At 70.1% G+C, this 11,960-nt stretch carries 10 protein-coding genes; 6 read left to right on the top strand and 4 right to left on the bottom strand.

From position 1 onward, the window contains the following. The first annotated feature begins 108 nt into the window (after positions 1–108). Positions 109–3,345 (top strand): hybrid sensor histidine kinase/response regulator, encoded by a 3,237-nt coding sequence (locus NO364_RS01370; protein WP_257628333.1) that lies wholly within the window; start codon positions 109–111, stop codon positions 3,343–3,345. Between the two features lie 32 nt (positions 3,346–3,377). Here NO364_RS01370 and trmB read toward each other — a convergent pair whose 3' ends face one another. From trmB to NO364_RS01355, 3 genes are read right to left on the bottom strand one after another with little or no spacing between them, the layout of a single operon-like run. Next, positions 3,378–4,430 carry an HTH-type sugar sensing transcriptional regulator TrmB gene (gene trmB / locus NO364_RS01365; RefSeq protein WP_157689201.1) on the bottom strand — a complete coding sequence of 351 codons (1,053 nt, stop codon included), beginning with the start codon at positions 4,428–4,430 and terminating at the stop codon, positions 3,378–3,380. 55 nt (positions 4,431–4,485) lie between these two features. Next, the gene (gfcR, locus tag NO364_RS01360) at positions 4,486–5,127 is read right to left on the bottom strand and encodes a transcriptional regulator GfcR (RefSeq protein ID WP_157689203.1); all 642 of its coding nucleotides are present in this window, start codon (positions 5,125–5,127) and stop codon (positions 4,486–4,488) included. Then, entirely contained in the window at positions 5,124–6,182 is a 1,059-nt protein-coding gene (locus NO364_RS01355) for a glucose 1-dehydrogenase (RefSeq protein WP_257628332.1), read from the bottom strand. Before NO364_RS01355 ends, gfcR begins: the two co-directional genes overlap by 4 nt. Positions 6,183–6,285: 103 nt before the next feature. Between NO364_RS01355 and NO364_RS01350 the strand changes: the two genes are divergently transcribed. The 4 genes from NO364_RS01350 (at position 6,286) to NO364_RS01335 (ending at position 11,362) form a co-directional block, all read left to right on the top strand. Further along, positions 6,286–7,530 carry an HAD family hydrolase gene (locus tag NO364_RS01350; protein WP_157689207.1) on the top strand — a complete coding sequence of 415 codons (1,245 nt, stop codon included), beginning with the start codon at positions 6,286–6,288 and terminating at the stop codon, positions 7,528–7,530. A 161-nt stretch (positions 7,531–7,691) separates the two neighbouring features. Further along, positions 7,692–8,606, top strand: coding sequence for a dihydrodipicolinate synthase family protein (locus NO364_RS01345; protein ID WP_257628331.1), 915 nt, complete (start codon positions 7,692–7,694; stop codon positions 8,604–8,606). A gap of 51 nt (positions 8,607–8,657) precedes the next feature. Continuing rightward, positions 8,658–9,614 carry a bifunctional 2-dehydro-3-deoxygluconokinase/2-dehydro-3-deoxygalactonokinase gene (kdgK1, locus tag NO364_RS01340; protein ID WP_157689211.1) on the top strand — a complete coding sequence of 319 codons (957 nt, stop codon included), beginning with the start codon at positions 8,658–8,660 and terminating at the stop codon, positions 9,612–9,614. A gap of 62 nt (positions 9,615–9,676) precedes the next feature. Next, entirely contained in the window at positions 9,677–11,362 is a 1,686-nt protein-coding gene (locus tag NO364_RS01335) for an aldehyde ferredoxin oxidoreductase family protein (protein WP_257628330.1), read from the top strand. Here NO364_RS01335 and NO364_RS01330 read toward each other — a convergent pair. After that, positions 11,359–11,634 (bottom strand): MoaD/ThiS family protein, encoded by a 276-nt coding sequence (locus tag NO364_RS01330; RefSeq protein ID WP_157689215.1) that lies wholly within the window; start codon positions 11,632–11,634, stop codon positions 11,359–11,361. The genes NO364_RS01335 and NO364_RS01330 overlap by 4 nt on opposite strands. Positions 11,635–11,715: 81 nt before the next feature. On the opposite strand from NO364_RS01330, the gene NO364_RS01325 reads away from it, so the two are divergent. Beyond that, positions 11,716–11,955, top strand: coding sequence for a MoaD/ThiS family protein (locus NO364_RS01325; protein ID WP_157689218.1), 240 nt, complete (start codon positions 11,716–11,718; stop codon positions 11,953–11,955). Positions 11,956–11,960 lie beyond the last annotated feature (5 nt).

Here is an 11,960-nt window from a genome sequence, read left to right as displayed (position 1 = left end):
CCTGCGCGTGGCGCCGGGATATAGGTTGGTGGGACGGGGCGACGCGGGGTTTTCAACCCTGATACTCGCATCCGAACGGTTATTCGCCCGTTCGTCGTACGGCCGCCGATGAGCTGGGACCCCCCCGATCCCGTTCGCGTCCTGCACGTCGACGACGACCCCGATTTCGCCGAACTGACCGCGACGTTTCTGGAACGCGAGAGCGACCGACTGACCGTCGAGACGGCGGACGACGTCGACGAGGCCCTCGAACGGCTCCGGGCGGGCGCGTACGACTGTGTGGTCTCGGATTACGACATGCCCGGCCGGAACGGGATCGAGTTCCTGGAGACCGTCCGCGAGACCGAGCCCTCGCTTCCGTTCGTCCTCTTTACGGGCAAGGGCAGCGAGGAGGTCGCGAGCGACGCCATCTCCGCGGGCGTGACCGACTACCTCCAGAAGGAGGCGGGCACCGACCAGTACGCCGTCCTGGCCAACCGGATCGTCAACGCCGTCGGACACGACCGCTCGCAGCGACTGGTCGAGCGCAGCGAACGCCGCCTGCGGGAGATCGTCGACTCGCTGCCGCACTTCCTGTTCGTCGTGGACCGCGGGGGGACGTACCTGCTCGCGAACGAGACCCTCGCGGCGTTTCACGACACCACGGTGGACGAAATCGAGGGCGCCACCGTCGACGAGGTCCTCGGCGCGGAGGCGGCCGAACGGGTTCGGGGCGACGTCGAGGAGGTCCTGCGGACGGGGGAACCGAAGCGCGTGACCGACGTCGAACTCCCCGACGCCGCGGGGCGGACGCGCGTCCTCGAACCCCGACTGTTGCCGTACGACCTCACGGACGGCGACGAGGGGGCGGTCCTCGGTATCGCGGTCGACGTCACCGAACGCGAGCAGCGAAAGCACGAACTCGAACGGGCACGGGAGCGGATGCAACTCGCACTCGACCGGACGCAGTCGGTCGTCTTCGAGATCGACCTCGACACCGGGGCCGTCGTCCGCCACGGCGCGTACGAGCAGTTCTTCGACCACCGACCCGCGGAGGTGCCGACGTGGGAGGACCACTGCGAGACCGTCGTCCATCCGGAGGACCGGGCCGCGTTCCGGCGTTTCCATCGGGAGGTGATCGACGGGGATCGGGAGCGTGGCGAGATCGAATACCGGACGACGCCCGACCCCGAGACTGGCGGCCACCGCTGGCTCAGGGCCACCGTCGACACCGACGGGGCACCGGACCGGCGGGCGGTCGGCATCTCCCGGGACATCACCGCGTACAAGGAACGCGAGGCGGAACTCGAACGCAAGGAGCGACGGTACAGGGCGGTCTTCGAGGATCCGAACATCCTCGTCGGGCTACTCGACACCGACGGGACGGTGCTCGACATCAACCGGACGGCGCTGGCCTACGTGGACGCCGACCGCGCCGACGTGGTCGGGCGGCGCTTCTCGCGGACGCCGTGGTTCGACGAGGGGGGCAACACCGCGTCGCGGATCGAGGCGTGGATCGGCCGCGCCGCCGCCGGGGAGTACGTCGAGTTCGACCTCGAACTCACGGGACCGAACGGCAACCCGTACTCGATCACGGGCGTCTTCCGCCCCGTCACGGACGACGACGGCGAGGTGGTGTCGATCATCATCTCGACACGCGAGACCAGCGAGCGCAAGCGCAACCGGCGGGCGCTGGAACGGACGAACACCCTCCTCTCGGCGCTCGTCGACACCCTCCCGGTCGGCGTGCTCGCGGAGGACGAGAACCGCAACGTCCTGAAGACCAACGAACAGCTGTTCGATCTGTTCGGGATGCAGGGGACGCCCGCCGAGGCGGTCGGCGAGGACTGCGAGCGACTCGCGGAGGCGGTCAGCGCCATGTTCGAGGACTCCGAGGGGTTCGTCGACGGCATCGAGGCGGCGGTGACGGGCGATGACGACGCCCGCGACGAGTCGCTCACCCTCCGTGACGGCCGGACGTTCGCCCGGAACTACCGGCGGATCGGCCTGCCCGACGGCGACGGCCACCTCTGGGTGTATCGGGACGTCACCGAGAGCGCCCGGCGCGAGCGCCGACTCGAAGCCCTGAACGAGACGACGCGGGAGCTGATGGCCGCCGAGACGCGGGAACGGATCGCCGAGATCGGCGTCGAGACCGCACGGGACCTCCTCGGACTCGACGCGAACTCGGTCCACCTCCTCGACGACGAGGCGGGGCTCGTCCCCATCGCGTACACGGACGCCCTCGGCGAGATCATCGGCGAGCCGCCGACGTTCGCCGCGGGCGAGAGTATCGCGTGGCGCAGCTACGAGCGGGGGGAGGCGTTCGCGGTCGACGACGTCCACGACGACCCGGACGTCTACGACTCCGACTCCACGCTCCGGAGCGAACTCTACCTGCCACTCGGCGAGGACGGCATCCTGATCGCGGGATCGACGACTGCCGGCGCCTTCGACCAGCGGGATCTGGTCCTCGGGAAGATCCTGGCCAGTAGCCTCACCACGGCGCTCGAACAGGTGTACCGCCGGGAACAGCTCCGCGCCCGCGAGCGGGAACTCGCCGGGCGGAACGACCACCTGGAGTCCTTCGCGAGCGTCCTCTCACACGACCTCCGGAGCCCGCTGAACGTGGCCACGGGCCAACTCGAACTCCTGGCCGAGGACTGTGACAGCGAGCGTCTGCCGCCAGTCCGGCGGTCGCTCGAACGGATGGAGACGCTGATCGAGGACCTCCTGACGCTCGCCCGGGAGGGCACCGAAGTCGGGGAGATGGAACCCATCGACCTGGCGACGCTGGTCCGAACCTGCTGGGAGACCGTCGAGACGGACGCCGCCACCCTCGACGTCCGGACCGACGGGAGGATCGTCGCCGACCGCAGTCGCCTCCGGCAACTGATCGAGAACCTGATCCGGAACTCCGTCGAGCATGGCTCCACGAGCAGTCGACCGAAGGCCGACGACAGCGTGGAACACGGTTCCACGAGCAGTCGACCGAAGGCCGACGACAGCGTGGAACACGGTTCCACGAGCAGCCGGACGCAGTCCGGAGACCGCGAGGGATCTCCGATCCCTCGAGAAGCCGGCAACAGCGAGCCACACGACGCCACGGTCACCGTCACCGTCGGCGACTGCGAGGGTGGGTTCTACGTCGCGGACGACGGTCCTGGGATCCCGGAAGCGGACCACGAGGCGGTGTTCGAGGCGGGCTACTCGACGTCACACGACGGGACGGGACTCGGTCTCCGGATCGTCGAGGGCATCGCCACCGCACACGGCTGGAGCGTCTCCGTCACGGAGGGTGCCGACGGCGGGGCCCGCTTCGAGATCACCGGCGTCGAGCACACGTCGAAGACGCCGGGGGACTGACCGCGCCCGGACGGATCGCGGGACCGCCGGCTTCAGCGACCCGGCGGTTCGTCCCGCGCCACGACGAGTTCGGTCGCCTCGACGTCCTCGAAGGCCGCGGCCTGGCCGCCGACGGCGACGTCGCCGTCGTCGGTGCGGACCGTGAGCGACGCGGTCATCCGGCTGCGGTCGCCGGCGACGTCGACGATCCGGCCCTCGACGGTCCGTGGCTCGCCCGTCTCCACGTCCCGCCCCCGGACCGTGACGTGGTGGGGACCGTTCCGGTCGCCAAGGTCGTTGACACAGCGCCGGAGCGAGGCGTACCGCCGCGGGGAGGGGCGGTCGTCGGTCCGTTCGACCAGCGTCGTGGCCGACCCCCAGACGACGGTGTTCAGGAATCCCGACACCAGCGACCCCAGCTCCGAGCGGTTGAACACGACGCCGTACCCCGCCGGGCCGGATCCGACCGCCTCGCGCGCAGTGTAGATTGAGTACTCGCCGTCGGCGACGGCGGCGACCGGCGTCGTCACGCCCCGTCGGGCGCGGACGCTCGACGCCACGTCCGTGTAGTCGTACGCGTCGGCCCCGGGAACCTCGGCGGCCGGCGAGAGCAGGAGGTCGACGGCGACGCCCTCGGCGCGTCGCTCGGCGAGTGCGTCCTCGAACCGCGAGAAGAGGTCGGGCGTCAGCGAGACCAGCAGTTCGTACTCCGCGGCCGTGATCACGTCCTCCAGATATCGGAGGATCGTCGGCCGGGACTTGACGAGCGACGCCGCCTCGGTGCCGCGGCTGGGGGCGGTGTACCGGCGTTCGAGCGCCTCCACCAGGTCGGCGAGGGTCGTCCGCACGTCGTCGAACGCCTCCGTCGGGTCGACCGCCACGATCCGCATCGGCCGGGACTCGTGTACCTCCACGAAGCCGTGATCGGCCAGGCTCCGCACGGTGTCGTAGACGCGTGGCTGGGGGATGTCGGTCCGCTCGGCGACCTCGGCCGCCGTCAACTGCCCGTGTTCGAGCACCGTCACGTACGCCTCGATCTCGTACTCCCCGAGGTCGAACGTCTCCCCCACGGCGGCGAGCGTCCGGCGCAGGTCGTCGTCCGTCACGGCAACCACCCCGGCGCGTCGCGAGCCAGTCGGTCCACGACCGACGACGGTCCGGTCATGTGTCGTCGCCGACGCGGATCGCCTGCACCAGCGAGTAGACCGGTACGCCGTCGATGGCGTCGGTCCCCTGCTTGTCGACGAGGACGACGCAGGCCACCGGTTCGCCGCCCCGTTCGCGGATCGCCTCGACCGTCTCGGTCATGGTCGTCCCGCTGGTGATGGTGTCGTCGACGACGTAACACGCCCGGTCGCGGATGTCCGCGAAGTTCCGGGAGAACGTTCCCTCGAACTCCCCGAGGTCGCCTTCCTCCCACTGGTGTTTCCGGGGGGCGTACGCCGCGACGTCCGTGTCGAGTTCCTGGGCGACGACCGTCGCCAGCGGGCCGCCGGCCTTCTCGATACCGACCGTCAGGTCGACCGCGTCGCCCTGCTTCGAGAGGAGGTCGGCCATCGCCTTCGCGACGTAGGTCAGCCGGGCCGAGTCGCGCCCGATGGCGCTCCAGTCGACGTGGATGTCGTGTGGGCCGCCGGCGTCGGTGGGCGCCGGCGGCGCCGACGGGCCGGCGCCGCCCGTCCGCTCGACGAGCCACCTGGCCGTCTCCCGGGAGACGTTCAACTCGTCGGCGATTTCGCCCTTCGAGAAACCGCGCTCGGACAGTTCCCCCGCGCTCTCGATGAGGTCGTCGACGTTCTTCATACGGTATCGAACTCCACGGCCGCCTTTATCGTCGTGTCGGGACCGAACGCCGCCTCGAACCGATCGACCGGCACGAGGTCGGTCACGTACCGATCGAAGAACCACGCGGGGAGCGTCTCGAGCCGGTCGACGGCCGCGTGGAAATGGGTGGGCCCGGCGTTGACGCTCCCGACGACCGCCTTGTTGTGCATCACGAGGTCCTCGTGGAACCGCCCGGCGTCGACGGTGAGTTCCTGGGAGCCGGGGAGACCGAGCAGCGCGGCGACGCCGTTGGGGGCGAGCGCGTCGACCGACTCGACCGCGTGTCGTGGCGCGCCCGTCGCTTCGACGACCAGGTCGACCGGCTCGTGAGCGGTCGGCACCTTCCCGACCGGCGTCTCGCGGGCGTCGACGTAGGTCGCGTCCAGCGACTCGAGGAGGTCGATCGTCGGATCGGGACGGTCGCGCCGGCCCAGACAGTAGACGTCCATCTCGGGGGCGAGGAGGGCGACCGCCAGCAGGCCGAGCGCGCCGTTGCCGAGCACCAGCGCCGTCTCGGGCTCCCAGGTGAACGACGACCGGGACACCCGCGCCAGGTCGAGTGCCTTCTCCAGAACACTGATCGGCTCGGCCAGAAAGCCCCACGCCGCGTGGGCCTCGGGGACCGGAATCAGGAACGGCGCGGGACTCGTGAAGTACTCGCTCATGAAGCCGTGTGCGCCGTCGATACCCCGCTCGACACACGCCGACGGCGGGGCCATGTCGGGTTCGGCGCGCTCGAAGTAGGCGTTGGTTCCGCCGGGCGGGGGCCGACGCACCATCGGGGTCACGACGTCGCCGCGCTCGAAGTCGGTGGTGGTGGGATCCACGACGACGCCGACCGCCTCGTGCCCGAGGACGAGTCGCTCCTCGTCGGCGGGGAAGCCGCCGTGATCGCCGGCGATCACCTCGTGGTCGGTCCCGTCGACGCCGACCCGGAGCGTCCGAACGAGCACCTCGCCCGGCGCCGGCTCCGGGCGGTCCACGTCGAACAGTCGCGGTCGGTCGCCGCCGGACTCGATGCCGATGGCTCGCATGCTCGTCCCCTGGGTTGCTGTCGAAAAAGATTTATCGGTTTTCGAGTTAATACCTCGACGGAGTACGCGGCGCCGATTCGGCCCGACGCGATCCGACCAAGCCATGGAACGCTACGACCAACTGTACCGGCTGTACGAGGAGTTCGACACGGAGCGACTGCGCAGTTACCGGGAGTTCGTCGACCTGTTTCCCCCGGTCGACTCGCCGGTCGCCCTCGAACACTGGCGGAGCGCCGCGGAGGAGCTCCGTGCGATGCGGGAGGAGATCAGGTCCGCGTACGCGGCCGGCGGGGAGACGTTCGCGGAACTGGCGAGCCTCGCGACCCGGGAGCAGGCCTTCACCGGCCTCGACCTCCACTCGGCGTACGGGCGGGCGGTGAACGTCCTCGTCCTCGACGTCGACGAGACGCTCCGCTCGGCCGGCCGCACCGACAACGAGATTCCGCGGGAGACGCTCCACCTCCTCACCCGGTTTCACGACGCGGGCGTCCCCATCGTCATCTGCACGGGCCAGACCCTGGAGAACGTCAAGGGCTTTCTCATCCAGGGGTTGGGGAACGAACTCGTCCACTCGGGGTCGGTGAGCGTCGTCTACGAGGCCGGGACGGGCGTGTTCACGCCCGGGCACGGCGCCCGGACGAAGCGATTGCTCTACGAGGAACTCGACGACGACATCCAAACGACGTTCCGGGAGATCCGATCCCGGGTCCTCTCGGCGGCCCCCGAACGCCTCCGCCACGGCTGTCACCTCCAGGGCAACGAGTTCAACGTCACGCTCAAGCCGAACTTCGAGACCGGAAGCGACCGGGCCCGCGAGGTGATCGACGAGGGACTGGTCTACCTCCTCGACCTGCTGGAGGAGGCCGTCGCGAACGTCGCCGACGTGGACGTCGAGCCGAACGGGTGGGCGCGGGTCCACTACGCCGCGGCGGACCCGGAGATCGATCGGGTGCTCGCGGCGAGCGACGCACGACCCGACGCGGACGCGACGGCCGTCCCGGGGCCGCTGTCGGCGCTCTTCGAGCGGATCGACGTGGCCTACTACGAGGCCGACGCGGCCGAGGTCGGCAGTCGCGAACTCAACAAGGTCGTCGGCGTCGAGGCCGCGCTCGACGTCCTCGGCGTCGACGACCCGTTCGCGCTCGTGATGGGCGACAGCAAGAGCGATCTGCGGGTGATGGAGTGGGTCGACGAACACGACGCGGGCGTCGCCGCCGCGCCGGACCACGCCTCGGCCGACGTGCTCGATCACGTCCGCTCGACCGACGACCTCGTGTTCGACCGCGGCGACGCCGCCGAGATGCTCCGGACGGTCCTCGCGCTCGACCGCATCGCCGAACTCGAGTGAGCGGTAGTGTTCGGAGACGTAAGTGAGGGTAGGAACACCCCGAACGCCCCGAGTCGCTGGAGTCCGGGGTAGCGAGGTGGTCACAGTCGTACCGTTCGATCCGGACAGTACCCGAGTGAGCGGTCGGCGTCTTTTTCACGGGGCCGGACCGAACGGGGCGTATGACGGACTCAGCGCCGAATCCGGGGACGGGGGACCCGCTCGACCTTCGTGGCGTCGTCCCGCCGACGGTGACGGCCTTCGACGACGACGGGGCCGTGGATCACGACGCGACCGCCGCACACGCACGGTTCGTCGTCGACGGCGGGGCCCGCGCGGTCTTTCCCCTGGGGACGAACGGCGAGTTCCCGCTGTTGACCGGCGACGAGCGTCGGGCCGTCGTCGAGACGGTAGTGGACGCCGTCGACGTGCCCGTCATCGCGGGCGTGGGCGCCGAGAGCACACGGGAGACGGTCGCCAACGCCGAGCACGCGGCGGCGACCGGCGCCGACGGCGTCGTCGTCGTCACGCCGTACTACTACCCGCTGGACGGCGACGCCGCGGTCGAGCATTACCGGGCGGTCGCCGAGGCGGTCGACGTCCCGGTGTACGTCTACCACATCCCGAGCAAGACGGGCAACGAACTGTCGCTCGCGACCCTCGGCCGCCTCGCGACCCTCGACGGCGTCGCCGGCGTCAAGGACTCCTCGAAGGACGTCCCCTGGCTCGCACAGGCCATCGATGCCCACCCAGAGTTGACCTTCCTCGCGGGGTCGGATTCGCTTCTGTTCACGGGACTTGCGGTCGGCTGTGCGGGGATGGTGAGCGCCGTCGCCAACGTCTTCCCCCAACTCGTCGTCGACCTGTACGACGCCTACGACGCGGGCAGGGAGTCGGAGGCACGACGCCTCCAGTCGCGGGTGTTCGCCGTCAGGTCGGCGCTGAAACGCGGGCCGTACATGGCCGGGGTGAAGACCGCGCTGTCGCTGCGTGACCTCGAGTTCGACGTCGGCGGCCTCCGGGCCCCGCTCCGGACGATGGACGACGACGAGCGGGCGGCGCTCCGGTCCGAACTCCGCGAACTCGACGTGCTGTAGGCCGGGGGCGGAACCACCGGTATTAACCCCCACAGGGGTTTGCAACCGTGTATGTCGGAACTCGTCACGTTCGGCGAAACGATGCTGCGTCTCACGCCGCCCCGGGGCCACCGGCTCTCGCGTGTCGACCGCCTCGACGTCCACGTCGGCGGCGCCGAGAGCAACGTCGCGGTGGGGGCCGCCAACCTCGGCGTCGAGGCGGCGTGGGCGTCGCTGTTGCCCGCGACCGACCTGGGCGAGCGAATCGCCTACGCGCTCCGCGGCGAGGGGGTCGAACCCCTGGTCACGTGGACGGAGACGGGTCGCGTCGGCACCTACTACTTCGAGCGCGGGGGGATGCCCCGCGGCCGCGACGTCATCTACGACCGCGAGGGGGCGCCGATCAGGGAGGCCACGCCCGCCGACGCGCCCCTCGACCGGATCCGCGACGCCGAGGTGTTTTTCACCACGGGCATCACGCCGGCGCTCTCCGAGGGTCTGGCTGAGACGACCGGCACCCTCCTCGAGACGGCGCGGGACGCCGGCGTCACGACCGCCTTCGACGTCAACCACCGGGACAAACTGTGGACCCCGGAGACGGCCCGGGAGACGCTCGCCGGCCTGTTCCCGTCGGTCGACGTCCTGTTCGTCGCCGAACGTGACGCCCGCGAGGTGCTCGCGCTCGACGGCGACGCCGAGCGGATGGCCCGCGACCTGGCCGCCGAGTACGGCTTCGAGACGGTGGTCGTCACGCTCGGCGAGGAGGGCGCCATCGCCGTCCACGACGGGACCGTCAGCCGGCAGGGGACGTTCCCGGCCGACACCGTCGACCCGCTCGGCTCCGGCGACGCCTTCGCCAGCGGCTTCCTCGCCGAACGGCTGGACGGCACTCCCGTCCCCGACGCGATGGCCTACGGGGCGGCGACCGCCGCCCTGAAGCGGACCGTCGAGGGCGACATGGCCCGCGTCTCGCCGGCGGAGGTTCGCGCCCTCGTCGAGGAGGGCGGGAAGACGGACATCGAACGCTGACGGAACCGGGGGCCACAGTCGAGCCTACACACTTTTTGCCACCGACGCTAGAGGAGTTGGTAATGAATCACGCGAAGGGACCACTGCTCAGCATCGACGTCGGAACACAGGAGGCGACGGCCGTCGACGTCACGACGGAACTGTCGTCGTTCGTCGGGGGACGGGGACTCTGTACGAAACTGGCACACGACCGGATCCCGTTCGACGCCGACCCGTTCGGGCCGGAGAACCGGATCTACTTCGCGACCGGCCCGCTCCAGCAGTCGGGGATGTCGTTCACCGGACGGATGAACTGCACGGGCCTCTCGCCGCTGACCGACGGCCTCCTGTCGACGAACGCCGGGGGGTACCTCTCGCGGAACTTCGTCGCGACGGGCCATCCGGCCGTCGAGATCACCGGCGCGTCCGACGAACTCCTCGTCCTCCACGTGACCGACGAGGGCGTCGAGTTCGCCGAAGCGCCGGAGCTGGCGGGTGCGACGGTACCCGAAGTGACCGAATACGTCAAGCGCGAGCGGGACCTCGACGCCGAGAACATCGCCTGCATCGGCCCGGCGGGGGAGAACCGCGTCCGCTTTGCCTGCGTGATGACCTACGAGAGTCGCGCGTTCGGTCGGGGCGGGATGGGGGCGGTCCTCGGCTCGAAGAACGTCAAGGCCATCACCTTCGAGGGGGACAGCGAACCCGACGTGGCCCTGCCGGAGGACGTCCAGCAGGAGGTCCACAGCGCGGCGGCCACCTCCGACGACCTGATGCGCCGGCAGGGAACCACCGGCGGCACGGAGTTCATCAACGACAACTTCTCCTTGCCGACGCGGTACTTCGAGAAGTACCACTTCGAAGACGCCGGGGAGATCGGCGGCGACGCCGTCGAGGAGAAGAAATACAAGAAGGGGTCGTGTTCGATGTGTGCCTTCGCCTGCAAGCTCCCGACCCGCGACGAGGCGACGGGGCTGGAGACGGAGGGCCCCGAGTTCGAGACGGTGTTCTCCTTCGGGAGCAACTGCGAAGTCGGCGACATCGTCGACGTGATGCAGTCGAACGAGCTCTGTGACGTCTATGGGCTGGACACCATCTCCTGTGGCAACGCCGTCGCCGCGTACCTCGCCGCCGAGGACGAGTTCGGCAACGCCGACCTGATCCACGAGACGATCGAACGGATCGCCACCCGCGAGGGGGTCGGCGACCTCCTCGCCGAAGGCGTCTCCCGCGCGGCCGACGAACTCGGCGTCCGGAACTACACGGTCAAGGACATGGAGTTCGCCGCCCACGACGGCCGCGTCCTCTACGGGCAGGCGCTCAGCTACGCCGTCGCGAACCGCGGCGGCGACCACATGTACTCCACCACCCTCCGCGTGGAGTACGACGGCGAGGTCGACCCCGAGACCCTGGAGGGCAAGCCGGAGCTCGTGATGCGCCGCGAGAACCACGCCGCCTTCCGCGACTCGGGGATCGTCTGTGCGTTCGCCGGCGGCACCGACCACGTGACCGAGGAGACACTGGAGGCGCTCTTCGAGTGTGACTACGAGGAACTCCAGGAGGTCGGCGCCCGGACGGTCGAACTCGAACGACACTTCAACAACGAGCGCGGGATGGACCGCGAGGCCGACACCCTCCCCTACGACATCCCCGGGATGGAGGAGGCGGTCGAGGAGTATTACGACCTCCGCGGCTGGAACCCGGACGGCACCGTCTCCGACGACGTCGTCGCCGAGTACGCCGCCACCCGGTCGTCGACGGCGGACTAACCCCCGACGACCGGCGGCGCGAGCCGCACCACGGCGCCGTCCGAAAGGACCGTCCCGTCGCCGTCCAGTTGCCGGACGTTCCGGCCGTCGACGGTCACCGTCGCCCGCCGGGAGCCGTCCGTCGCCCGGAGGTAGTCGTCCAGTCCGTCGAACGACTCGCGGAGCGATTCCAGCGCCGCGCCGACGGTCGGCGCCTCGTCGAACGTGCGGGTGACGCGCTTGCGGCCGACGGCCTCCCGCATCGGGCCGAAGAAGTCGAAGTGAACCTCCATCGTCGGCACCACGCCCCGAGCCGTCTTGTAGGTGTCCCCGTCGTCGGACGACTTTTGTCCGCCGAGCGCACAGCCCGAGCCATGCGCGTCGACGTTCGGTGTTACGGCGAGGTGGCGGCGGCAGTCGACGACGGCGACGGCCCGCGTACCCTCGATGGGGGCGCGACGGTCGCCGACCTGCTCGCGGCTCTCGATATCGGCGACGCGTCGTCGTTCACCGGCGGGCTGGTCGTGCTGGTGAACGGGAGCCACGCCGACGCGGACGCGACGCTCTCCGACGGGGACACCGTCGCGCTGTCGCAGTCGCCGATGCGGGAGTGAGCCGG

The sequence above is a fragment of the Haloplanus salinarum genome (genome assembly GCF_024498175.1).
In the GTDB taxonomy this organism is placed as follows: Archaea; Halobacteriota; Halobacteria; order Halobacteriales; family Haloferacaceae; genus Haloplanus; species Haloplanus salinarum.
Note: the sequence above shows the minus strand (reverse complement) of the source record. Positions and strands in the feature narration are given on the sequence as shown.

What these genes read in the sequence shown, in the direction of transcription:
- NO364_RS01345 (WP_257628331.1), top strand. Translation starts at nt 7,692, where the DNA reads ATGACGGACTCAGCGCCGAATCCGGGGACGGGGGACCCGCTCGACCTT.
- NO364_RS01355 (WP_257628332.1), bottom strand. Translation starts at nt 6,182, where the DNA reads ATGCGAGCCATCGGCATCGAGTCCGGCGGCGACCGACCGCGACTGTTC.
- gfcR (WP_157689203.1), bottom strand. Translation starts at nt 5,127, where the DNA reads ATGAAGAACGTCGACGACCTCATCGAGAGCGCGGGGGAACTGTCCGAG.
- NO364_RS01335 (WP_257628330.1), top strand. Translation starts at nt 9,677, where the DNA reads ATGAATCACGCGAAGGGACCACTGCTCAGCATCGACGTCGGAACACAG.
- NO364_RS01330 (WP_157689215.1), bottom strand. Translation starts at nt 11,634, where the DNA reads ATGGAGGTTCACTTCGACTTCTTCGGCCCGATGCGGGAGGCCGTCGGC.
- NO364_RS01370 (WP_257628333.1), top strand. Translation starts at nt 109, where the DNA reads ATGAGCTGGGACCCCCCCGATCCCGTTCGCGTCCTGCACGTCGACGAC.
- NO364_RS01325 (WP_157689218.1), top strand. Translation starts at nt 11,716, where the DNA reads ATGCGCGTCGACGTTCGGTGTTACGGCGAGGTGGCGGCGGCAGTCGAC.
- NO364_RS01350 (WP_157689207.1), top strand. Translation starts at nt 6,286, where the DNA reads ATGGAACGCTACGACCAACTGTACCGGCTGTACGAGGAGTTCGACACG.
- kdgK1 (WP_157689211.1), top strand. Translation starts at nt 8,658, where the DNA reads ATGTCGGAACTCGTCACGTTCGGCGAAACGATGCTGCGTCTCACGCCG.